Here is a 22,307-nt window from a genome sequence, read left to right on the forward strand (position 1 = left end):
TTATCGGAAATCGAGTGCTGTCGCGCCAACGAACGCGCCGTCGGAGGCCGTTTCGACGTCGTAGCGTGGCGGCCGAACAGTAGCGCTCCGGTCTGCGTTCTCGAACACGACGTGTCTCTGTTCAGTGGCTTCCGGCGGCCCGCGTATATACTTTTCTTCACAGGCGCGGACGGTGCCGCTAATCCCCCGGACGCGGACCCGAACCTCGTCGTCGCCGACGCTGTTCAGGCAGGTCAGCGCGGCCCGTGCCGAGTCGGTCTGGCCGCGTCTGGTCCGGACGATGGCCTCGGCCGTGCCGTCGTAGTCGCGGAACTGGAGGACGGTCATGTCCGTCTCGGCGCTGCCGGTGTCGCCCAGCAGGTTCTGGGCGGCGTACCACACCTCGCGCTGGAACGCCCGGCGGTCGACGGCGGCGTCCGGCCACGTCTCGATGCCGACGGCGAGATAGCGCCACCGGGGCCGGAGGTGTTTCGGGAGGTGTTTCATATCCCAACGTTGGGACGGAACGCAATGAGCGGTGTGGTTGGGCCAGCGCAGGGCCCAGCCTGCTCACTGACCGGCCCCGCTCAGTACAGCTTGCACGTCGATGGGGGCGAGCCAGCCGTCCGTGGTCGGCACTACCCCCTCCGTCGAACAGTCCGGCGGTCGACCGCCGCAGGCGTTGCGACCGTCGCAACTCCGGAGCCTCGCCGGAGCGAGCGCCCGTCGGTCGTTACTCCGTGTCGCCGTCCGAGTCGGCGTCTTCCAGGCGGACACCGGGTTCGACGACGGCGTCGCTCCGGCGGTCGCGGTTGCGCTCGGCGACGCGGCCCCACTCGGCCAGGCCGTCGCGGACCGCATCGGCGTCGAAGCCGACGGTCTCGCCGACGGCGACGACGTCCCGCGGGGCGCGAAGCTGGAGGTGATTGCTCGGCGACGCCGAGACGACGAAGGGCGCGCCAGCGTCTGCGACCAGTTCCCTGAGCTTCCGGAGGGCCTTGATAGCGCGGACGCGAGTGCCGCCGGAGGCCCGGAGCACCGGCCCGAAGTCGAACTCGACGCGGACGCCGTTGTCGGCCGCCGCGTTCGCCAGCACGTGGTTGAAATCGCCGTCCTCGCGCATCGGGTGGGCGAGCACGTCGACGGTCGCCTGCTCGACGGCGAACCGGTTGATGCGCCGGTCCCCGCCGTGGACGACGACCACGGACCGGTCGTCCCGGTAGTTCCCGACGAAGCCGCTGGCCCGCGAGGGGTCCGCGGCCCGGACCTCGACGCCCTCGACCACGTCTATCCCGTACTCGTCGGCGATGGCCTCGGCGTCGTACTCGGCGGACTCGTCGCCGTGGTTCCGGACGACGATGCCGTCGTAGCCCGAGTCAGCGGCCGTCAGCGCGTGCCGAGCGACGGTGCTGTCGCCGTCGGGGTGGGCGTAGACGGCCTCGTACATCACAACTCCTCTAGGAGCGTGCGGGCGTTCTCGACGGCTTTCTCCCGCTTTGCGGGGTAGGCCTCGACTTTCGCCCGGAGCGTGATGCCGTCGCCGCGTGCCACGTCGCCGCCGAAGGCGGCCTGCTTGTCGAAGGTGAGGAAAAACGAGCAGTTGTCGTCGACCCGGTCGTCCAGTTCCGCCCGCACCGCGTCGATGTCCGGTGCCGTAGCGACCTGTGAGAGGACGTGGCGGACGTCGTCGGCGTTCTCGACGCGCGCCGAGAGGACGACGATGCGGTCGCCGTAGTGGCCCTCGCTCTCGGCGCGCTCGATTGGGTAGTCCTCCGGGAGAAACGTCCGGAGCGCCGCCTCGACGCGCTTGTCGTCCTCGGTCGCGTAACAGAAGGTCCGGAGGTCGACGTAGTGGAACGGAACCGACGACATCGGGGCCCTACTCGTCCTCGACGGCTTCGAGGTTGTCCTCGGGGACGCCCTGCTCCTGCCCGTCCTCGAAGGAAACCGTGTAGTTGGCGTCGCCGAACATCGTCTCGACGACCTGCGTGACCGTCCCTTCCTCGCCGTCGTAGTCGCTGTGCTCGTCGTGGAGAATGACGCTGTCGTCCTCTTCGAATGCCATACCCGGCGGTACTCGGTGGCTCGTCAAAAAGGGACTGATTCAGTGTCGAAGGCTTATAGGCACCTCGCACCAACTGCTTGCCATGAGCAGCACGGCAGGGGTCCCCGGGTACTCGCCGCGGCGGCGAGCGCGCCGCCAGCGTTCGGACAGATGACGAGCGTCGACGACCTGTGGTTTCTCGCCGACGGCGCGTGTCAGACCGCCGAGCAGACGTATCACCAGCTCCGGGAGCGGTACGGCGGCTACGTCGAGTTCACGCGGCACCGCCACGTCCCCCGCGGTCGGTTCCGTGACGTGGCCGCCGCCGCACGGAACCACGGCGCGCCCTACGGCGCACACACCCTCGCGTACCGCCCCGGCGGCGACCTCCTGCTCGTCCGCCACGAGGGCGTCGACATGTGGGTCCTGCCCGGCGGGGAACTCGACGGGAGCGAATCGCTCCGGGAGGCCGCGCTCCGGGAACTCGGCGAAGAGGGCGGCATCGAAGCGACCATCGAGGGCCTGGGGATGCTCGGCCGAGTCGAGTTCTACTGCGACGGCAACATGGCCTGGGGCGTCCTGCCGGTGTACGAGGCGCGTGCGGAGACGACCGCCGTCGCCGTCGACGACCCCGACCAGGAGATAAGCGAGGCCCGCTGGTTCGACGAACTGCCGGACGACACGCGCGACCGCGAGGAAATCGCAGCGTGGCGCGAGAAGCGGTTCGGGACGTAGACCGTCGTCACTCCGGCCCGAACGACTGGCCCTCGCGGGCGTCGGCGTTCATCCGCCGGACGGTCGCGCGGGCGTTGCTGGCGTCGTAGCCGAACAGCACGCTCTCGGCGTACTCTTCGGCCACCTCGACGGCCTTCGAGAGGTCGTCGACATCCACGTCGACGGCGTACAGTTCGATGCTGAAGGGCGTCGAGAGGCGGTCCTGCCACCCCTTCGCCAGTATCTCCAGCCAGTAGGTCGTCGAGTAGGCCATGTCGTAGATGGGGACGACGAACTCGTCGACGTACGCGGCGATGTCGTCGACCGCGACGCCCGAGCGGGCTTCGAGGTGGCCGGGGTAGGGGTCGGGATACAGCGTGAGGTACAGGTCGCCGGGGATACGCTCGCGGGCCGCGGCGACGAACTCCGTGATGACGTTCGTGCGCCAGGCCGACCAGTCCTCGAAGTCGCTCTCGGCGAAGCGCCGCTCACAGCGGTCGCAGTGGCAGTACTCGTCGCGCGGAAAGCCCACGTCGTCGAGGCGAACGTCCTCGTTGACCGCGGCCGCCTCCTCGATGATGTCGAGCAGGCCCTCGCGGTAGCGGTCGTGGGTCGGGCAGACGTAGGTCCAGTCGAAGTACGGCTGGTTCCGGGTCGCCGGCGTGCCCTCGTCGTCGAACGCGAGCAGGTCCTCCTCGCTCTCGACCGCGTTGTCGCCGAAACAGGACACCATGTTGACCGCGCCCGCTATCGGCTCGACAGCGCGGCCGGTCACGTCCTTGACCTCGTAGAACGCCCGGTCGAACTCGGACCACTCCGTCTCCTCCTCGTTGCGGGTGACGACGCCGTACATGGACGCTCCTATGGGTGTTCGCCGGGTAAGGGTTCGGAAACCCGCCGGCGCTGTCGCTGACGGCGGAACGCCGGAAAGATACTGCCGGCCATCGGTGGGAGGCCACGCGACGCCGGGGACCGGCAGGCGGCCGACAGCACGGTTCGGGGAACGGTACACTCGGGGTTCGCTTACCGCTTGACGTAGTACGCGAGGGCAAGCGCCATGACCGCGACCAGGGCGATGACTTTCTTTTGCATCGTCTCAATAGACGAACACCGGTTATAAAGAACTACCGCCGTACCGGGAGCCGCCGTACCCGTCGACCGGCGGTTCGCTCGGGGCGCATCGTGGGTGCCAGCGGACGGCTCGGTAGCCGTCGCTGTGAAAGAGACCCCGTCAATACTGGGACCGACCCCAACACGGATGTAGGCCAACGAGAAATGAACGAACGATGGCCCGACAGACCCGTCGTGCGGTGCTCGCGGCGCTGGGGAGCGGTCTCGCCGCGACGGCCGGCTGCGGGGCGTTCGGGCGGGAACGGGTGGACATGCTCGTCGCGGGGAGCCTGCAGAAGGCCGCCAGCGAGACGCTCCAGGCCCGGACCGACGTCGACCTCGCCGTCGAGGCCCGCGGGTCGGTCCAGGCCGCGCGCCTGGTCGCCGACGGGAAGCGCGACCCGGCAATCGTCGCCCTGGCGGACCCGGCCCTGTTCGACCGGCTCATGGACGCCGCCTGGCACGCCGTCGTGGCCAGCAACGAGATGGTACTCGCCTACAACCCACAGACGGACGGCGGCGAGCGGGTCGCCGACGCGGCGACGTGGTACGACCCGCTCCGTGGCGACAGCGTCTCGCTGGGCCGCACCGACCCGGCGCTGGACCCGCTTGGTTACCGGACGCTGTTCGTCCTGACGCTGGCGGCCGACTACTACGACGAGCCGGGACTGGCCGACGCAGTCCTCACGCCGGACCAGACCTATCCGGAGACCCAGCTGCTCGCCCAGTTCGAGACGGGGGCCGTCGACGCCGCCTTCGTCTACCGGAGCATGGCAATCGAGCGGGACTACCCCTACCGGGAGTTCCCACCGGAGATACACCTGGGCGACCCCGGCCACGCCGAGCGGTACCGGGCCGCGAGCTACGAACTGTCGGACGGCACGGCGGTCACCGGCAGCCCAATCGAGTACGGGGCGCTCCGTCGCGACGAGCGGGACGCGACGCGCACAGCCTTCGAGGCGGTCCTCGCGGGGGACTGGCTCGCACCACACGGATTTACCGTCCGTCAAGCGTATCCTCGACTAGTGGGAGATGTCCCGGACACTGTCACGCGGTGAGACGAGCGCCGGCCACACGGTCGGCGTGCGCGAACTCGTGCCCGTCCTGGGAGCGGTGCTGCTGCTGTACTTCGTCGTGCCGGTGCTGGTGCTCGTGGTCACGTACTCCCCGGCGGCGCTGGTGACGAGCCTGACCGAGACCTACGTCATCAACGCCGCGGTCACCTCCCTCGTCGCCGCCGTCGGCAGCACGGCCCTCGCCGTCGTGTTCGGCCTGCCGCTGGCCTACTGGCTCTCGAAGAACACCGGCGCACTGGCGACCGTCGCCATGGGGGCCGTCGTTCTGCCGCTCGTCCTCCCGCCGGTCGTCAGCGGGATGTTGCTGTTGACCGTCGTCGGCCCGAACGGGCTCGGCGGCCTCACCGACCTGGCGCTGACGCGGTCGCTGCTGGGCGTCGTCGCCGCCCAGACGTTCGTCGCGTCGCCGTTCTTCGTCGTCACCGCCAAGGCCGCCTTCGACGGCATCGACGACCACCTCGAAGAGGCCTCGCGGTCGCTGGGCCGCGACTGGGTGGGAACGATGCGCTCGGTGACGATACCGCTGGCAAAGCCCGGCCTGCTCGCCGGTCTCGTGCTGACGTTCGCCCGCGCGATGGGCGAATTCGGCGCGACGATGATGCTCGCGTACTACCCGCGGACGCTCCCCGTCCAGATATGGGCCTCGTTCATCTCGGACGGACTGGACGCGGCGCTGCCCGTGGCGGTCGTCCTGCTGGGCGTCGCGCTCGGGACCCTGCTGGTGGTACACGCGCTCCGCGCGACGCCGTGGCGGTAGGGCGTCGTCCGGTTCCGGCGACTTACCGCTCGTGGGCCCAGAACTCCTCGTCGACGGTGACCTCTTTCTTGAACAGCGGGACCTCCTCCTTGAGGCGGTTGATGCCGTCCTCGACGGCGCGGAACGCCTCGCCGCGGTGGCCGGCCAGGATGACGACGAAGACGATGTCCTCGCCTGCCTCGACCACGCCGGTCTTGTGGTGTAACCGGACCGCGTGGACGCCGTCCCGCGCTTCGAGGTCGCGCCGGAGCGCGGCCATCTTCTCGGCGGCGACCTCGTCGTAGCGCTCGAACTCCAGCAGTTCCGTCGGCGGGTCCTCCGGCCCTTCCCGTGCGCGGACGCGCCCGGTGAACGTCGCAATCGCGCCGGAGTAGACCTCGTCGGGGTCCCGCTTGACGTCCGCCACGAGCGTCTCCAGCGTGACGTAGGGGTCCCGTTCCTCTAACGCGGTGACGATGTCGTCGAGAGCCGCATCCGCGCCGTGGGGCGTGCGGTGGAGGACGGGGTCGGCGGCCTCGCGGTCGCCGAGGACCACCTTCGGGATGGTCGCGTCAGAGTACCCCTCGACGAGCGCGTAGTCGTAGTCCGGCGCGAGGGCGTCGAGCGTCTCCGTCAGCGTCCGCGACTGTCCCGTCGCGTACCACTCGCCGTCGTCGGTGAGCGCGACGGTCTCGGCCGCCCCGGCGTCGCGGTGTCTGGCGGTGTCCTTGCCCGCCGTGTCCACGTCCGGCGGGTGCGTACAGTGTTTCACCGTCGCGACGCGGCCGGACGAGGCGAGGCGCTCGGTCAGCCGCTCGACCAGCGTGGTCTTCCCCGTCTCGGAGTGGCCGACGATTCCCAGCACGTGCATGCGCGGCTCTAACACAGGAACATAGATAGGCCTTGTTCCTGACCGGAACGCGCCAATCCGTGCCACACGCTCACAGACTCCATATTAATTATCCGCGGGGGTGTACGGGTGGCATGACTGTCGTCGCGGAGTTCACAATCGACTCAGACGAGTTTATTCTGGGGCAGGTGCTGGCGAGAGGGGACAACACGCACGTCGAGATGGAACGGGTGGTACCCGCCTCTGGACGGGTGATGCCGTACATCTGGGTCCACGGCGGGGGGTTCGACGAGTTCGAAGCCGCCGTCGAGTCGAGTCCGTACGTCCACGCGCTCCGCTCGCTCGACAAAGTCGGCGAAAGCAGCCTCTACCGCGTCGATTGGGCCGAAGACGTCGAGAGCCTCATCTACGGCATGGCGGAGACGAATGCCACTATCCTGGAGGCCAGAGGCAACGCCCGGTGGTTCTTCCGTATCCGGTTTGACGACCACAGCGGGCTCACCGCGTTCCACAACTTCTGTACGGAGCACGGCATCGTGTTCCAGTTGGAGCGGGTGTACACGCTCGCGGAGGAACACGACGGCGGGTACATGTTCGACCTGACCGAATCACAGCGACGGGCACTCGTTCTGGCCGTCGAGTCGGGCTACTTCGAGGTGCCACGTGGCACGACACTCGTCGAACTCGGGGCGGAACTCGGCATCTCGGAACAGTCGGTCTCGGAGAGCATCCGCCGGGCGACCAACAAAGTGCTTCGTTCGGTGATGTTCGACTCGCCGAAGTGGGAGCGATAACAGGCAGCCGCATATAAATGGGTGATATAACAGGTACTGCCTCCTTACCCGTCCGGTTCGTCTTCCCTAACAGATGTCTAAGAGAGAAACGGTGAACTGGAGTTCGGTCTTCGACTGCCTGTCGAACGACGAGCGGCGGGCCGTCCTGGACTTCCTGGTCGATGAGGACGGCCAAGTAACGGTAGACGACGTGGCTGGACACCTCGCGGTCGACAGCGACGACGACGCGGTCCACCGGGCGCGCGTCCAACTGCACCACATCCACCTCCCGAAGCTCAACGCCGCGGGGCTCATCGTCTGGAGCCGCGACCAAGGCACAGTACGGGAGACGACGCTCGCGTACCAGCTCCCGGTCGGAGCTATCACCACTGCACCGGTGACCGCAGCCCGGAGCAATGAACCCCAACAGACCGGGGACTGACAGGAGAGATGACCGATAGCACAGAAGACGGCGGAATCGTGGATACGGTGACCGAGCCGTACGAATCCATCACCGATGTCCTCGTTCGAGCCGTTTCGACGGCGAACGACTGCGACCCTCTCGACCTGCCGCCGCTGGCGGAAACTGTGGACGGAGACGTGCTGGAGGCGCTGTTCCCCGCTCCGGACAACGACCTGACGGTGTCGTTCGAGTTCGCCGGGAAAGACGTCGTCGTCCAGAGCCCGGCGACGGTGTACGTACAGCCGTCGTACCGGGCCAAGTAAGCGGGTCCTACCGCTCGACGGTCTTCTCGACCACGCGGACGTCCTCGATGGCCGTCATCGGGTACTCGCCGTCACTGTCTTTCTCGTTTGCTTTCACCATGTCCCAGACGACGTTGAGGCCGGTCGTCACGCCCTCCAGGGCCTCCATCTCGCAGCCGGTCTTGCCGACCGTCTCGACGGCGACGGTCGTCGCAACGGCCTCGTCGCCGACGGTGAACTCGACTTCGACGTTCGTGATAGGTATCTGGTGGCACATCGGCACGGTCTCCCAGGTGTGTTTCACCGCCTGAATCGCGCCGATGCGGGCCGTCGTCAGCACGTCCCCTTTCTCTACCTCGTCGGCGTCGATGGCCGCCAGCGTGGACTCGGTGAGCCGAATCCGTCCGCGCGCGACCGCGCGCCGCTGGCTTTCGGCCTTGTCGCCGACATCGACCATCTGTGCGTCCCCCTCGTCATCGACGTGGGTGAACTCCTCGGGCATGGCTTCCCGTAGCCGGCGACGGCCCAAAACCGTGCGGGTCCGCGCTACCGGCGGACCAGACCCAGCAGGTGGCCCACGGCCGGCGCGACGAGTCGCTCCGCGCCCGTCCGGGCGGCGTTCTCGCTGCCGGGGAGACAGAACACCAGGCGGTCGTCGACGACGCCGGCGGTCGCCCGCGAGGCCATCGCCATCGCCCCGACCTCCTCGTAGGAGAGCCAGCGGAACAGCTCCCCGAAGCCGGGAATCGGCCGGTCGAACAGCGGTTCGATGGCGTCGACGGTCACGTCGTCGGGCGTGAGTCCGGTCCCGCCGGTCGTCAGCACCACGTCGACCCCGTCGTCTAGCAGGGCGGCGACGGCAGCCGCGATGGCGTCGGCCTCGTCGGCGACGAGACGGCGCTCGACGACCTCGTGGCCCGCGTTCTCACAGGCCGTGGCGATGACGTCGCCGGCCGGGTCGTCGTCCAACGTCCGCGAGGACGAGACCGTGAGCACCCCGACGGCGACCCCGTCGGCGTCGTGGGCGTGGTGGTCGTCGTGGCTGTGCTCCCCGTGGTCCGCGTGCCCCGCCTCGTCGTGGTCGTGTCCCATACAGGGGATGGCAGCCGAGGAGAGATATACCCTCGGCCGTGGCCGCCTGGCTCGCGGCAGCGGGCCGCGTAGCGCCCTACTCGTAGTACGGCAGTCGCTCGACGACCTCCGCGAAGGCCACGTTCTCCCGGACCTGGTTCATCTCCACGCGCAGGCGCTCGCCGACCTCCGCGTCGGCGACGATGACGACGTACCCGCCGTCGATGCGCGCGACGCCGTCGCCCTTGTCGCCGATGTTGTCGATTTCGACCACGCGGGTCTCGCCCTCGACGACGGGTGCGCTCGACGGAGCGTACGCCGAGTCCTCCCCCGGTTCGTCGGACGGCTGTGGTCGAGCCTCGGGTTCGGTCGGCTCGGCCGCCGACTGAAACAGCGCGATTCGGTACAGCGTCTCGGGAGCTAGCGTTCCCAGTTCGAGTTCCCGTTTCGGGACCTCGATGACATACGAGTCGGATTGCTCCTCGACGCGTGCGGTAAAGAGACAGCGGATATCTGAATCGGTCGCCATTACTACAACTGGAGAAATTAGGACCGGGGCTGCATTGATTCTGGTGTTTTCTGTCGGAGATGACAGCGGTTCGCAGACCAGGGGTTCACTCGAACTCGAACAGCCGGCGGAGTTCGCACTCGATGGCGTCGGTAAACGCCGACAGCACGGTGTCGAACGTCTCCTCGTCCCCCGGCAGCGACTCCGCCCGCGCCGCGGTGTCGTCGGGCAACCGGACGCGGAACGTGCCGTCGCCCTCGTACACCGGCTCGCTCTCGCTGAGCACCTGCCGGTCGATGCCACGGAGCACCTCGGAGTCGTACTGCCCGTGCAGTTCCTGGTACGCGTTCGAGTACGCCGTTTCGAGCTCTTCGAAGTAGTGGACGTACTTCTCCTCGAACTTCTCGGCGTCGAACTCGGTCATGGTCGGAGTGTCGCCGTGGGGCGTAAAGGGTCCTGTGACCGCCGGCCGGGCCGTGGTGTGCCCGGGACTGGACTCGCCGGATGGTGCGGGAGGCGTCAACAGGCGTCGAGCAGGTCGTCGAGGAGTTTCCGCTGGGCGGCGGCGAGGTGTTCGGTGAACGTCGAGGTGGAGATGTCGAGCGCGTCGGCCACGTCGCCGGCGGTCGCCTCGCGCGGGTGCTCGAAGTAGCCCAGCTCGTGGGCGCGACCGAGGACCTCCCGCTGCCGGGTGGTCAGCTTCGCGCGGTCGAGGACGACCGGGCGGTCCGTCTCCGCGGTCGTGTCCTCCAGCAGGCGGCGGAGCTTGACGGTCTCGCCCTCCGACTGCAGGTCGTCGACGATGTCCCGCAGGGTCGGCACGTCGTCGACGAGGAACGTGGCGACGACGGACTCGGTGTCCGCCGTGAACCCCTGGACGACACAGCCGGCCGCCTCGATGCGCTCACAGACACAGCCCTGCCCGGCAGCCCGAGTCAGCTGGAAGACGTGTCGCTGGTCGTAGGCGAACACGTGTTCGACGGTCGCGCCCTCGCCCTGGAGCGCGGCCGGCGGTTCGTCGCCGCCCTTGAGCGTGAACTCCTCGGTGACGCGGTCGGCACCGCCGGTCGTCGCGCTCTTGGCGACCCCCGACACCGACCACTCGTCGTCGGCGTGTGGCTGTACCTGGCAGGACCGAGGACCGAACACTTCGACCTCGGCGAGCATTCGGCCCGACATAGTCTGGGGATGCCCCGGCTGGCATAAGAAAGTCCACGCGAACATGTTCGTATAAAAAGCCGCCATATAATGGGCCTAAGATGTCGGGCTGGCAGTTCATCGGGGTCCTGGGACAAACCCCGAACACAGCGACTCAGGTAGCCGTTCGAATCGCTGGCGAACCGAGATACCACAGGAATATGAGACGTAACACGATACTCATCGGTCTGTTGATAACAGCGGTGTTGCTGCCGATGTGGTACGTCGCGCTACACGGCGAGCCACCGTCGGAGGAAATCGCTATCGACGAGAGCGTCAGCGACATCCGGCCGCTCGATGGCCCGGTCGAGACGCCGAACAAACTGTCGCCGAGCCAGGTCGGCGTCGTCGTCTGGGTCGCCCTGTTCGGCCTCGTGGGCGTACTGACGGCCGCCCACCAGTTCATGAACAGGGCGGTCCGACCGCCCGACGGGACCGAGCAGGTTCCCGACGGCGGGACCGTCTCGCTGCCGTGGCTCGACACGGAGCACCGCTGGGTCGTCGAGTACCACGACGCCTCGGACGCCATGGAGGGACTCGTCGCCATGAGCGGGCTGACGGTCCTCTCCATCGTCTTCGCGGCGCTGTTCACCGGCGAGTACCTCACGCTCGCCCGGACCCAGTACTTCGGGCTGTACGCGACCGGGATGTTCCTCTCGCTCGCGCTCTCGACGGTCGCGTACTACGCCTGGTTCATGCCACACGTCGAAGTCGCCGAACACAGGGGGCACGAATGAGAGAGTATCCGAAACCGGACGACGACGAGGAACAGGGCGACGACTGCTCGTGTGACGAGGCCGGTCCCACGCTGTACGGGGACGCCCGCGCGGAGCTTCGCCGCAGGGACTTCGCGAAGTTCCTCGCCACCGTCGGCGGCCTGACCGCCGTCGCCAGCCTGACCGCGCCGCTTGCCAGCACCACGCAGGTGTTCGAGCGCGGCTACGAGGGGCCGGTGTACTCCGACGGCATCCACCTCGTCGACGGCGAGGGCGAGCGCGTCACGGAGGGGCGGCTCGCCGAGGGCGAACACATGACCGTGTTCCCGGAGCCCCGGCCCGGCATCGAGGACGCCCCGACGCTGCTGGTGCGCTACCCCGAGTCGGAGTACGGCGGGGGCATCAAGACCGGGTTCACAGTCAACGGATACGCCGCCTTCTCGAAAGTGTGTACCCACGCCGGCTGTATGGTCTCGGACAGGGAGGAGGACCTCGTCGTCTGTCCCTGTCACTTCGGGAAGTTCAACGTCCTCGACGGGGCGGCGGTCAGCGGCGGCCCGCCCGGACGGGCGCTCCCGCAGCTCCCGATTACGGTGACCAGCGACGGCCAGCTCGTCGCTACGGGCGACTTTGAAGGGCCGGTCGGCCCGGGGGGTGGCTGATGTCCCGCGCCGACGCCGTCTACGACTGGTTCGACACCCGGCTGGACCTGGAGAACGGCCGGAAGTTCCTCGGGAAAGCGTTCCCGGCCGAGGACTCGTTCCTGCTGGGGGAGGTGGCGCTGTTCTGTTTCCTCCTCCTGATCCTGTCGGGGGTCTTCCTCGGATTCTTCTTCGAGCCCTCGACCTCCGACGTGGCGTACGAGGGCAGCGTCCAGAAGTTCCAGGGCCAGGAGATGCCGGAAGCGTTCGTCTCGGTGCTGCACATCACCTACGACGTGCCCTTCGGGATGTTCATCCGCCGGCTCCACCACTGGGCGGCCCACCTCTTCGTCGCCTCCATCGGGCTGCACATGTTACGGGTGTTCTTCACGGGCGCGTATCGGAATCCGCGGGAGCCGAACTGGGTCGTCGGCACCGGGCTGGCGGCCCTGTCGATGGGCGCGGCCTACACCGGTTACGCCCTGCCGTTCGACGAGTTCGCCGCCACGGCCACGAGCATCGGCTACAACCTCACCATCTCGATACCCCTGCTGGGTGATTTCCTCGGCCAGGTGGTGTTCGGCGGGGAGTTCCCCTCCAGCGCCACCATCCCGCGGCTGTACTTCCTGCACGTCCTCGTGATACCGGCGGCCATCGCCGTGGGGCTAGCCGTCCACATGGCCATCCTCATCCGGCAGAAACACACCGAGGCCCCGCGCGAGGACGACGTGACCGCCGGCCGCCAGCCCGTCGACGAGGACGACGACAGCGTCATCGTCGGCCTGCCTGCCTTCCCGAACCAGGCCGCCGTCTCCGCCGTCGTGTTCTTCGCCACGGCGGCGACGCTGTCGGCGCTCGCGGGCCTGCTGCCGGTCCACAACGTCGCCGAGTACGGGCCGAACGACCCCGCGGCCACGCCGGAGCTCATCATGCCGGACTGGTTTCTGATGTGGGTGTACGGCTTCCTGAAGCTCCTGCCACAGATTAGCTTCAACGTCGGCCCCGCCCACATCAACGGGGAGTTCGTCGGCGGCATCGTCCTCCCGGGGCTGGTGTTCGCCGCGGTCGCCGCCTGGCCGTTCATCGACCGGACGGAGCCGACCCACTTCACCGCGGACCCGCTGGACCGGGCCTGGCAGACCGGCGTCGGCGTCGCCGCCGTCGCGTTCATCATGATAGCCTCCATCGCGGGGATGAACAACATCCTCGCGGACCAGGTGCTGGGGACGACGACCGGCGTCGTCAACCCCGTCCTGACGGCCGCGCTGCTGGTCGTCCCGCCCATCTTCGGCGGGCTTACGTACATCCTGTTGCGCGACGGGGAGCCCTCGCCGTCCCGGGAGGGGGACGTGGCCGCCGACGGCGGCACGGCCGACGCGGGCGACACCGAACAGGAGGGAGACGGATGACCACGAGCGTCGAACTGAGCGAGCGACAGTATCGCCTGCTGGATACGACGAGCAAGCTGGTCGGCCTCGCCCTGGTCGCCGCCGGCCTCGAAGTCGGCAGCGGCACGCTCGCCGGCATCGCGCTGGCCGTGGCCGGCACCGCCTGCGCGACTGCGACTGTGTTCATCACCAATGAATAGACACGACCCGACCGACGACGAGGCGGACAGTGCTGGAATCAGTCGCCGCGACTTCGTCCGCGGCCTCGGAGCCGCGTCGCTGCTGGGCGCGACGGGGCTGTCCTTCGCCGACGACGGCATGGACGGCCTGCAAGCGGTCGATGACCCCATCGGCAACTACCCGTATCGGGACTGGGAGGACCTCTACCGCGACGAGTGGGACTGGGACTCTGTCGCCCGCTCGACACACAGCGTCAACTGCACCGGCTCCTGTTCCTGGAACGTCTACGTCAAGGACGGCCAAGTCTGGCGCGAGGAACAGGCCGGCGACTATCCGACCTTCGACGAGAGCCTCCCGGACCCCAATCCGCGGGGTTGCCAGAAGGGGGCCTGCTACACCGACTACGTCAACGCCGACCAGCGCGTTCTGCATCCGCTCCGTCGCACCGGCGAGCGCGGCGAGGGCCAGTGGGAGCGGATTAGCTGGGACGATGCGCTGACCGAAATCGCCGACCACGTCATCGACGAGGTGCAGGCGGGCCGGTACGACGCCATCTCCGGGTTCACGCCGATTCCGGCGATGTCCCCGGTGAGCTTCGCAAGCGGGAGCCGGCTCGTGAACCTGCTCGGCGGCGTCTCCCACAGCTTCTACGACTGGTACTCGGACCTGCCGCCGGGCCAGCCCATCACCTGGGGCACCCAGACGGACAACGCCGAATCCGCCGACTGGCACAACGCCGACTACATCATCGCCTGGGGGTCGAACATCAACGTCACGCGCATCCCCGACGCGAAGTACTTCCTCGACGCGGGCTACGAGGGGGCCAAACGGGTCGGCATCTTCACCGACTACTCCCAGACGGCTATCCACACCGACGAGTGGCTCTCGCCCCACGGCGGCAGCGACACCGCCCTCGCCCTGGGCATGGCCCAGACCATCGTCGACGAGGGGCTGTACGACGAGGCCCACCTCAAAGAGCAGACCGACATGCCGCTGCTCGTCCGGGAGGACACCGGCAAATTCCTCCGGGCCAACGAGGTCGGCCTCGCCGAAGACGCTGACGACCCCGAGAAGGTGTTCGTCATGGTCGACGCCGACGGGACCCTCCGTCGCGCGCCTGGCTCGCTGGGCGAACGGGACGGCCAGAACGACCACTCGGCGAGCATCGAACTCGACTTCGACCCGCAGCTGTCGGTCGAGCGGAGCGTCGAGACCGACGCGGGCAGCGTCGCAGTCCGGTCGGTCTGGGAGAACCTCACTGACGAACTGAGCCAGTACACGCCCGAGGTCGTCCACGAGGAGACCGGCGTCGGCGAGAACACCTACCAGCGGGTCGCCCGCGAGTTCGCCGAGGCCGACGCGGCCAAAATCATCCACGGCAAGGGCGTCAACGACTGGTACCACAACGACCTGGGCAACCGCGCCATCCAGTTGCTCGTGACGCTGACTGGCAATCTGGGGGACCCCGGCACCGGCCTGGACCACTACGTCGGCCAGGAGAAGATATGGTCGTTCCACGGCTGGCAGGTGCTCTCGTTCCCGACCGGCAGCGTCCGCGGCGTCCCGACGACGCTGTGGACGTACTTCCACGCCGGCATCCTGGACAACACCGACCCGGACACCGCCGAGAAGATACGCGAGTCCATCGACGAGGGCTGGATGCCGGTCTACCCCGAGGAGCGCGCGGACGGCAGCCGGCCGGACCCGTCGACGATGTTCGTCTGGCGGGGGAACTACTTCAACCAGGCCAAGGGCAACGTCGCCGTCGAGGAGCAACTGTGGCCCAAACTCGACCTCGTTGTCGACATCAACTTCCGGATGGACTCGACGGCGCTGTACTCCGACATCGTCCTGCCGGCGGCCAGCCACTACGAGAAACACGACCTCTCCGAGACGGACATGCACACCTACGTGCACCCGTTCACGCCGGCCGTCGAGCCGCTGGGCGAGGCCAAGACCGACTGGGAGATATTCCGCCTGCTCGCCGAGAAGATACAGGAGCGGGCCCGGGAACGGGGCGTCGAGCCGGTCGAGGACCGGTCGTTCGACCGGACCATCGACCTGACGACCATCCACGACGACTACGTCCGTGACTGGGAGACCGGCGAGGACGGTGCGCTGGCGGAAGACCGCGCCGCCGCGGAGTTCATCCTCGAACACTCCGAGGAGACCAACCCCGAGGACAGCGACGAACAGATAACCTTCGACGACATCGACGAGCAACCACAGCGGTTCCTCACCGCCGGCGACCACTGGAGCTCCGACATCAAGGACGGGGAGGCGTACGTCCCGTGGCAGGACTACGTCCACGACAAGAACCCCTGGCCGACGTTCACCGGACGCCAGCAGTACTACATCGACCACGACTGGTACCTCGAACTCGGCGAGGAACTACCGACCCACAAGGAAGGCCCGGAGAACACCGGCGGGGACTACCCGCTGTCGTACAACACGCCCCACGGCCGGTGGTCCATCCACTCGACGTGGCGGGACGACCCAAAGATGCTCCGCCTCCAGCGGGGCGAACCCGTGGTGTACATCAACCCCGAGGACGCCGAAGAACGGGGCATCGAGGACGGCGACACCGTCGAGGTGTACAACGACCTCGGGGCCGTCGAAGTGCAGGCCAAAATCTACCCGTCCAGCGAGCCGGGGACCGTCCGGCACTTCTTCTCCTGGGAGAAGTTCCAGTACCCCGACCGGGACAACTTCAACACGCTGGTCCCGATGTACATGAAGCCCACGCAGCTGGTGCAGTACCCCGAGGACACCGGCGAGCACCTGCACTTCTTCCCGAACTACTGGGGGCCGACGGGGGTCAACAGCGACGTGCGCGTCGACGTCAGACCGACCGGAGGTGACAGCGAATGAGCACCGACCAACAGGACGACCAGCGCGAGGACGACACGCTGGTCGACGTCGCCGACGGCGTCGACCACCAGGTCGCCATGGTGATGGACCTGAACAAGTGCATCGGCTGCCAGACGTGTACCATCGCCTGCAAGAGCCTCTGGACGGAGGACGGCGGGTCGGAGTACATGTACTGGAACAACGTCGAGACCAAGCCCGGCGAGGGCTACCCGCGCGGCTGGGAGGACTCCGGCGGCGGCTGGGAGTCCGGCGAGCACTCCGACCGCTCGCCGGGCGAGATTCCCGCCGAGGAAGACTACGGGCGCGCCTGGGAGTTCAACCACAACGAAATCATGTACGAGGGCAGCGACGAGCCGCTCCGGCCCCGCGAGGGCGCGGAGTGGGGCCCCAACTGGGACGAGGACCAGGGGGCCGGCGAGTACCCCAACAGCTACTACTTCTACCTCCCGCGCATCTGCAACCACTGCACCCACCCCTCGTGTGTTGAGGCCTGCCCGCGCTCGGCGCTGTACAAGCGCGAGGAGGACGGCATCGTCCTGGTCGACCAGGAGCGCTGTCGGGGCTACCGCTACTGCGTCGAGGGCTGTCCGTACAAGAAGGTGTACTACAACACCGTCTCGAAGAAGTCGGAGAAGTGCATCTTCTGTTACCCGCGCATCGAGGGCGAGGGCCCCGACGGGGAGACGTTCGCGCCGGCCTGCGCGGAGGAGTGTCCGCCACAGCTCCGGCTGGTCGGCTTCCTCGACGACGAAGAAGGTCCGATTCACAAGCTCGTCAACGAGTACGAAGTGGCGCTGCCGCTGCACCCGGAGTTCCGGACCCAGCCCAACGTCTACTACATCCCGCCCTTTGCGCCCGGCCAGCACACGGAGGACGGCGAGACGGTCGACATCGACCGCATCCCGCGGCAGTACCTCCGGGAGCTGTTCGGCGACGGCGTCGACGAGGCGCTGGACACCATCGAGCGCGAGCGCCAGCGGGCCCGCCAGGGCGAGGACAGCGAACTGATGGACCTGCTCCAGGATAAGAACCCGGCCAAACAGTACCGACTGGAGGTGTTCGACGATGACTGACCACCGACGCACGCTCGCACTCACGGCGGTGCTGTCGGCGCTGCTGGTCGTTTCGACGGTGGCCGCACCGATGGCCAGCGCCCGGCCGGCACACGAGATTCCGGTCGCAGAGGTAGCGGCGGCCGACCTCGCACAGCCGAACGCCGAGGGCTGGACGGCGGTCCCGGCCTCCGACGTGCCGCTTTCGAGCGCGCCGAGCAGCGTCCCCAACGCCGACGACACGTCCGTCGAGACGGTCGACGTGCAGGCGGCTCGCACCGACCAGCGGCTGTACGTCCGCCTGCAGTGGCAGGACGCGACTCGGGACGTGAACGCGAACGGGACGCGGGCGTTCGCCGACGCGGTCGCGGTCCAGTTCCCGGCCAACACGAGTTCCCGGCCGCCGATAGCGATGGGCGGTCCGGACAACCGCGTCAACGTCTGGTACTGGAGCGGGGCGACCGGGACCCAGGAACTGCTGGCCGGCGGGGCCGGCTCGACCACGGCGTTCGAGAGCCCCACCGTGGCGGCGAACGCGAGCCACGCCGGCACCGGCGGCAACGCCACCTGGACGGTTGTCTACTCGCGCCCGCTGGACGCGTCCGGCCAGAACCGGACCGACCTGCGGACCGACGGCGACCTCGACGTGGCCTTCGCCGTCTGGAACGGCTCCAACGCCGAGCGGTCCGGCCAGAAGGCGGTCAGCGAGTGGCACTACTACCCGTTCGGCGGCGGACCGCAGGGGCCGCCCTACGAGACGCTCCTGTGGACCGTCGCCGGGGTCGCCATCGTCGCCGTGGTCGGCGTCACGAGCTTCGGCATCTACCGCACGCGGGGGGTCGAGTGATGGCGACCACGCCGACTGACCCGATGGACGACGTAGACGAGGACGCGGCCGCCCGCGGCGCGGTGTACGCGACGCTCTCGAAGGCGTTCGAGTACCCCGGGGAGTCGTTCCACGAGGCCGCCGCGAGCGGCTCGCTCGAAGCGGACCTCCGGGCCTGCCTCGACCGCACCGCACTGGACGTGGCCGTCCCGCCGCTCTCGACGGACGACGACTACGAGACGCTCGCGGCCCGCTACAACGACATCTTCGAACTCGGTTACAGCGAGTACACCGACCGGACCGACGGCTCGCTGGAGGCGGAGGGACCGCCGGTCCCGCTGTACGAGTCGAAGTACCGGCCGGACCACTCCTGGAACGACGTGAACCTCGACCTCGCGCGGGCCTACAACCACTACGGCCTGGAAATCGACCAGGACGAGCGGGACAACCACGACGCCCTGACCTACGAACTGGAGTTCGCGGGCTACCTGGCCCGTCGAGAAGCCGCGGTCGGGAACGACGCCGCCACTGCCCGGCTGGACTTCCACGACCGCCACCTCGGCCACGCGGCGGCCGGCGTCGCGGACCGGCTGGCCGAAGAGCCGGGGACCGACGTCTACGGTGGCTTCGGCGACCTGCTCGAAGCGTTCGTCCGGGCCGACCGAAACGACCTCGCGGACCGGCTGGAGGGCCAGCGATGACAGCCACGTTCCAGCAGCGAGTCCGGCCGCTGCTACTCGGCGGGCGTCGCTCGCTCGCGGACCTCGCGGTCGGTGCGGCGGCCGTCGCGGTGGCCGCCCGCTACCTCGCCGTCGTGTTCGTCAACGCGCCGGGGTACGGGGCCCCAGTCGCGCCTGGCCCGGTAACGGTCGCGTCCACGGCCGTCGTCGCCGCTGCGGCAATCGCCGTCGCCGTCACCGACGCCGACCCGCTGACCGGCGTTGGCCTCCTGTTCGTCGGCGTGTTCGGCCTGCTGTCGCTGGTCAGTCGCGCGGCGGCGCTGCCGGCGGCCGCCGCGGTCGTCCTCGGGACAGCGACGGTCGTGGCCGCCTCGGGCCGACGGCTGAACCCCGTCTCGGCGGCCGCAACCGCCCTGCTCGTCGCGGCACTGAGCATCGGGCTGGCGAGCGGCGTCGGCGGCTGGACGGGGCTCCGGTCGGTTGCCTCGACCGTCGCGCTGCTCGGGGTCGCGGCGACCCCCGCGTTCGCGGCGACGGGCTGGCCGTCGCTGTCGACGGCAGACTGGGGCGCGGTAATCGGCGGCGTCGCGGCCTTCGCCGTCGTCCTCGCGGTCGGTCGGACCGTCCCGTTCGTCGCCGGCGCGGTCACGCTCACCGGCAGCGGCGTCGTCGGGACGAGCCTCCCGGTCGTGGCACTGGCCGTCGCTGGCGCGGTGACGACGGCCAGCGCCGCCGTGCGGACCGGCCGCTGGACGCTGCTGGCCGGCGTCGCGCTGGTCACGTTCGCCGGCGTCCCGGCCTCGCTCCCGCGCGCGCTCCCGTTCGCGCTTGGGGTCGCCGCGCTCACCGTACGGGAGGGCCAACCATGACCGGGTGTCACGATGACGACGAGTTCGAGAAGCACCTCGAAGCGGACCCGGACCCGCAGCTGGACCCGGAGCGCAGTCCGGGCCTGCACGCCGACATCGAGGCGCTGGAAGACATCGAGGTGAGCCGCGAGGACGTGACCATCGGGGAGGCGACGCCGGAGGAACTGGCCGCGAGCGACACCGAACCGGTCGAAGACGACGAGGTAGCGTCGCTGCTGGCGGACGCGGCGGACGGGTCGAAGACCGACCGTCGGCGCGCCGTCCTCGCGCTGAAGGACCGGGGCACCTCAGACGCGGTCGTGAGCGGGCTCGCGCAGGCCGCGACGACCGACGAGGACGCCGACGTGCGCCAGTTCGCCGTCGAGGCGCTGACCGCCCACGGCGGCGAGCGGGCGGCCGCCGTCGCCGTCGAACTCCTCGACGACCCCGACCCGTGGGTCCGCGCGGAGGCCGTCGTCGCGCTGGACAATGTCGACCGCGAGGCCCACGAGGTCGACATCGCGGCCGCGCTGGACGACGACCACCACGCCGTGCGGCGTAACGCCGCCATCTCGCTGTTCAAGCTCCGGGGCGAGGAGATGGCCGACACGCTACTGGAACAGAGCCGCGACGACAGCGAGCGGGTCCGCGAGTGGGCCGCCCACATGCTCGGCGGCGTCGACGAGGACCGCGCCCGCGAGCGGCTGCGCGAACTCACCGACGACCCCGCCACCGTGGTCAGACAGACCGCAGAGCGCTCGCTGGAGGTCGACCCTGGGACCTTCCGGCGGCAGTTCGGCGGTGCGCTCGAGAACGACGCCCGGCTCCTGCCCGGCGAAGACCGACTCAACCGGATGCCCGACCTCTGACGATGACTGATGGAACGCCCACGACGCTGACCGACCGCATCGAGGCCGCACTGCGAGACGTGCGCGACCCGAACGCAGACCTCTCCGTGTTCGACGCGGGATTCGTCGACGACATCGCCGTCGACGGCGGCGAGGTGACGATAGAGGCCGACCTGACGGCGCTGGACGGGGGGACGAGCACGCAGGTCGTCCAAGCGATGCTCCGCACTGTCGACGACGTGGACGGCGTCGAGAGCGTCCACGTCGAGCGGACCACGCCGTCGAGCGAGGGCCAGGGCGGCGTCGAGTCGTTCGACCGCGTCGTCGCCGTCGCCAGCGCGAAGGGCGGCGTCGGCAAGTCGACAGTGGCGACCCACCTCGCCTGCGCGCTGGCCGCCGACGGCGACGTGGCGCTGTTCGACGCCGACATCCACGGCCCGAACGTGCCCGAACTGCTGGACGTGAGCGGGCCGGTCCACTCAAGCGAGGAGGGGGACCCGCTCCCGGTGCGAGCGGGTTCGATGGACGTGATGAGCGTCGGCCTGATGGAGTCCGGCGCGCCGCTGGCCTGGCGCGGGGCGATGGCCCACGACGCGCTCTCGGACCTCTTCGAGAACACCGCCTGGCGCACCGACGGGACGCTGGTGCTCGACCTCCCGCCGGGGACCGGCGACGTGGTCCTGACGACGCTCCAGGAGGTGCCGGTCGACGGCGTGGTCGTCGTGACGACGCCGTTCCACGCCAGCGTCAGCGACACCAGCCGCACCGTCGAGCTGTTCCGCGACAACGACGTCCCGGTGCTCGGGACCGTCGTCAACATGGCCGAGTACGTCTGTGACTGCTGTGGGGAGCCGAACGACCTGTTCGCCGGCGACGCGCTCGCCGACCTCGACGCCGACGTGCTCGCCGAACTCCCGTTCAGCCACGACCTCCAGGGGACGCCCGCGCCCGGCGACGTGCCCGACGCGGTCGACGACCTCGGCGCGGCGGTCGAGGACGCGCTCGATACTGCGGGCGAGGTGGCGGTCGCCGACGACCCCGACGCGGTCGACATCCGCGACCTGCCGCCCCAGGAACGGAAGGACCGGGTCCGCGAGCGCTTTACCGCCCTCGACAGCGGCGAGCGGTTCGTCCTCGTCAGCGACCGCGACCCGACGCCCGTCGGGAGCTTCCTCGGTCGCCTCGCCGAGGCCCCGCGGGAGGCGTTCGACCCGTTCGACGTCCGGCGAGCGACGCCGAGCGACTGGGTGCTGGAGACGGAGAAACCCTGACAGCGCACTGGTCGCGACCGGGCGCACGGCTGACCGGTCGCGCCCTCCACTGCCGTCCAGCCGTGTCGAACGCTACCACACTGCCCCCGGCGCGGCCGTTGGAAAGGGATAATTACCGCCGTCCGTAGCGATACGGTAATGGCAGGGACGGGCGGCAGCGACGTGCCGGACCGGGGAAGCCCGAACCGACTGAGCGGGCGGCGGGGACGGACCGGCGGTGACC

The 22,307-nt window shown here is 68.9% G+C and carries 28 protein-coding genes; 17 read left to right on the forward strand and 11 right to left on the reverse strand.

Features of this window, described 5'->3' with window-relative positions:
* The 4 genes from VI123_RS17495 to VI123_RS17510 form a co-directional block, all read right to left on the reverse strand.
* Positions 1-486, reverse strand: coding sequence for an Rpp14/Pop5 family protein (locus tag VI123_RS17495; protein ID WP_336339345.1), 486 nt, complete (start codon positions 484-486; stop codon positions 1-3).
* 226 nt (positions 487-712) lie between these two features.
* Positions 713-1,426, reverse strand: coding sequence for an RNase P subunit p30 family protein (locus VI123_RS17500; RefSeq protein WP_336339346.1), 714 nt, complete (start codon positions 1,424-1,426; stop codon positions 713-715).
* The gene (locus VI123_RS17505) at positions 1,426-1,851 is read right to left on the reverse strand and encodes an RNA-binding protein (protein ID WP_336339347.1); all 426 of its coding nucleotides are present in this window, start codon (positions 1,849-1,851) and stop codon (positions 1,426-1,428) included. Before VI123_RS17505 ends, VI123_RS17500 begins: the two co-directional genes overlap by 1 nt.
* 7 nt (positions 1,852-1,858) lie before the next feature.
* A complete protein-coding gene (locus VI123_RS17510; RefSeq protein WP_336339348.1) occupies positions 1,859-2,044 on the reverse strand; it encodes a DUF1918 domain-containing protein in 186 nt (61 codons plus the stop codon).
* Positions 2,045-2,194: 150 nt separating this feature from the next.
* Between VI123_RS17510 and VI123_RS17515 the strand changes: the two genes are divergently transcribed.
* The gene (locus VI123_RS17515; RefSeq protein ID WP_336339349.1) at positions 2,195-2,758 is read left to right on the forward strand and encodes an NUDIX hydrolase; all 564 of its coding nucleotides are present in this window, start codon (positions 2,195-2,197) and stop codon (positions 2,756-2,758) included.
* Positions 2,759-2,765: 7 nt separating this feature from the next.
* Here VI123_RS17515 and VI123_RS17520 read toward each other — a convergent pair whose 3' ends face one another.
* Positions 2,766-3,590 carry a hypothetical protein gene (locus VI123_RS17520; RefSeq protein ID WP_336339350.1) on the reverse strand — a complete coding sequence of 275 codons (825 nt, stop codon included), beginning with the start codon at positions 3,588-3,590 and terminating at the stop codon, positions 2,766-2,768.
* 433 nt (positions 3,591-4,023) lie between these two features.
* Between VI123_RS17520 and VI123_RS17525 the strand changes: the two genes are divergently transcribed.
* Positions 4,024-4,905 carry an extracellular solute-binding protein gene (locus VI123_RS17525; RefSeq protein WP_336339351.1) on the forward strand — a complete coding sequence of 294 codons (882 nt, stop codon included), beginning with the start codon at positions 4,024-4,026 and terminating at the stop codon, positions 4,903-4,905.
* Positions 4,880-5,680, forward strand: a complete 801-nt coding sequence (locus tag VI123_RS17530) for an ABC transporter permease (protein WP_336339352.1) — start codon at positions 4,880-4,882, stop codon at positions 5,678-5,680. Before VI123_RS17525 ends, VI123_RS17530 begins: the two co-directional genes overlap by 26 nt.
* A gap of 22 nt (positions 5,681-5,702) precedes the next feature.
* Here VI123_RS17530 and VI123_RS17535 read toward each other — a convergent pair whose 3' ends face one another.
* Positions 5,703-6,530, reverse strand: coding sequence for a molybdopterin synthase (locus VI123_RS17535; RefSeq protein ID WP_336339353.1), 828 nt, complete (start codon positions 6,528-6,530; stop codon positions 5,703-5,705).
* A gap of 113 nt (positions 6,531-6,643) precedes the next feature.
* On the opposite strand from VI123_RS17535, the gene VI123_RS17540 reads away from it, so the two are divergent.
* The 3 genes from VI123_RS17540 to VI123_RS17550 all read left to right on the forward strand — a co-directional run bounded on the left by VI123_RS17540 (position 6,644) and on the right by VI123_RS17550 (position 8,008).
* Complete coding sequence (locus VI123_RS17540) at positions 6,644-7,303, forward strand: helix-turn-helix domain-containing protein (protein ID WP_336339354.1); 660 nt, start codon at positions 6,644-6,646, stop codon at positions 7,301-7,303.
* Positions 7,304-7,376: 73 nt separating this feature from the next.
* On the forward strand, positions 7,377-7,724 hold the full coding sequence (locus VI123_RS17545; protein ID WP_336339355.1) for a DUF7344 domain-containing protein: 348 nt from the start codon (positions 7,377-7,379) through the stop codon (positions 7,722-7,724).
* Positions 7,725-7,732: 8 nt separating this feature from the next.
* The gene (locus VI123_RS17550; protein ID WP_336339356.1) at positions 7,733-8,008 is read left to right on the forward strand and encodes a HalOD1 output domain-containing protein; all 276 of its coding nucleotides are present in this window, start codon (positions 7,733-7,735) and stop codon (positions 8,006-8,008) included.
* A gap of 7 nt (positions 8,009-8,015) precedes the next feature.
* On the opposite strand, the gene moaC is transcribed toward VI123_RS17550, so the two are convergent.
* The 5 genes from moaC to VI123_RS17575 form a co-directional block, all read right to left on the reverse strand.
* Positions 8,016-8,489: a cyclic pyranopterin monophosphate synthase MoaC gene (moaC, locus tag VI123_RS17555; protein WP_336339357.1), complete on the reverse strand. Its 474-nt coding sequence runs from the start codon at positions 8,487-8,489 to the stop codon at positions 8,016-8,018.
* A 44-nt stretch (positions 8,490-8,533) separates the two neighbouring features.
* On the reverse strand, positions 8,534-9,079 hold the full coding sequence (locus tag VI123_RS17560; RefSeq protein WP_336339358.1) for a MogA/MoaB family molybdenum cofactor biosynthesis protein: 546 nt from the start codon (positions 9,077-9,079) through the stop codon (positions 8,534-8,536).
* Positions 9,080-9,155: 76 nt separating this feature from the next.
* Positions 9,156-9,587 carry a TRAM domain-containing protein gene (locus VI123_RS17565; protein WP_336339359.1) on the reverse strand — a complete coding sequence of 144 codons (432 nt, stop codon included), beginning with the start codon at positions 9,585-9,587 and terminating at the stop codon, positions 9,156-9,158.
* 85 nt (positions 9,588-9,672) lie between these two features.
* A complete protein-coding gene (locus tag VI123_RS17570; RefSeq protein ID WP_336339360.1) occupies positions 9,673-9,990 on the reverse strand; it encodes a DUF5783 family protein in 318 nt (105 codons plus the stop codon).
* 95 nt (positions 9,991-10,085) lie between these two features.
* On the reverse strand, positions 10,086-10,745 hold the full coding sequence (locus VI123_RS17575; protein ID WP_336339361.1) for a helix-turn-helix domain-containing protein: 660 nt from the start codon (positions 10,743-10,745) through the stop codon (positions 10,086-10,088).
* Between the two features lie 179 nt (positions 10,746-10,924).
* Here VI123_RS17575 and VI123_RS17580 point away from each other — a divergent pair, with 179 nt between their 5' ends.
* From VI123_RS17580 to VI123_RS17630, 11 genes are read left to right on the forward strand one after another with little or no spacing between them, the layout of a single operon-like run.
* Positions 10,925-11,500, forward strand: a complete 576-nt coding sequence (locus VI123_RS17580; RefSeq protein WP_336339362.1) for a hypothetical protein — start codon at positions 10,925-10,927, stop codon at positions 11,498-11,500.
* Entirely contained in the window at positions 11,497-12,141 is a 645-nt protein-coding gene (locus VI123_RS17585) for a QcrA and Rieske domain-containing protein (RefSeq protein ID WP_336339363.1), read from the forward strand. The genes VI123_RS17580 and VI123_RS17585 overlap by 4 nt, the downstream gene beginning before the upstream one ends.
* A complete protein-coding gene (locus VI123_RS17590; protein WP_336339364.1) occupies positions 12,141-13,529 on the forward strand; it encodes a cytochrome b in 1,389 nt (462 codons plus the stop codon). The genes VI123_RS17585 and VI123_RS17590 overlap by 1 nt, the downstream gene beginning before the upstream one ends.
* A complete protein-coding gene (locus VI123_RS17595) occupies positions 13,526-13,708 on the forward strand; it encodes a hypothetical protein (RefSeq protein WP_336339365.1) in 183 nt (60 codons plus the stop codon). Before VI123_RS17590 ends, VI123_RS17595 begins: the two co-directional genes overlap by 4 nt.
* Positions 13,701-16,559 carry a nitrate reductase subunit alpha gene (gene narG, locus VI123_RS17600; RefSeq protein WP_336339366.1) on the forward strand — a complete coding sequence of 953 codons (2,859 nt, stop codon included), beginning with the start codon at positions 13,701-13,703 and terminating at the stop codon, positions 16,557-16,559. Before VI123_RS17595 ends, narG begins: the two co-directional genes overlap by 8 nt.
* Complete coding sequence (narH, locus tag VI123_RS17605; protein ID WP_336339367.1) at positions 16,556-17,632, forward strand: nitrate reductase subunit beta; 1,077 nt, start codon at positions 16,556-16,558, stop codon at positions 17,630-17,632. Before narG ends, narH begins: the two co-directional genes overlap by 4 nt.
* Positions 17,625-18,458: an ethylbenzene dehydrogenase-related protein gene (locus tag VI123_RS17610; protein ID WP_336339368.1), complete on the forward strand. Its 834-nt coding sequence runs from the start codon at positions 17,625-17,627 to the stop codon at positions 18,456-18,458. Before narH ends, VI123_RS17610 begins: the two co-directional genes overlap by 8 nt.
* On the forward strand, positions 18,458-19,138 hold the full coding sequence (locus VI123_RS17615) for a molecular chaperone TorD family protein (RefSeq protein ID WP_336339369.1): 681 nt from the start codon (positions 18,458-18,460) through the stop codon (positions 19,136-19,138). The genes VI123_RS17610 and VI123_RS17615 overlap by 1 nt, the downstream gene beginning before the upstream one ends.
* Positions 19,135-19,986 (forward strand): phosphate ABC transporter permease, encoded by an 852-nt coding sequence (locus tag VI123_RS17620; protein WP_336339370.1) that lies wholly within the window; start codon positions 19,135-19,137, stop codon positions 19,984-19,986. The genes VI123_RS17615 and VI123_RS17620 overlap by 4 nt, the downstream gene beginning before the upstream one ends.
* Positions 19,983-20,834, forward strand: a complete 852-nt coding sequence (locus tag VI123_RS17625) for a HEAT repeat domain-containing protein (RefSeq protein ID WP_336339371.1) — start codon at positions 19,983-19,985, stop codon at positions 20,832-20,834. The genes VI123_RS17620 and VI123_RS17625 overlap by 4 nt, the downstream gene beginning before the upstream one ends.
* Positions 20,835-20,836: 2 nt before the next feature.
* Positions 20,837-22,084 carry a P-loop NTPase gene (locus tag VI123_RS17630; protein ID WP_336339372.1) on the forward strand — a complete coding sequence of 416 codons (1,248 nt, stop codon included), beginning with the start codon at positions 20,837-20,839 and terminating at the stop codon, positions 22,082-22,084.
* Positions 22,085-22,307 lie beyond the last annotated feature (223 nt).

The sequence above is a fragment of the Haloarcula sp. DT43 genome (genome assembly GCF_037078405.1).
Classification (GTDB): Archaea; Halobacteriota; Halobacteria; order Halobacteriales; family Haloarculaceae; genus Haloarcula; species Haloarcula brevis.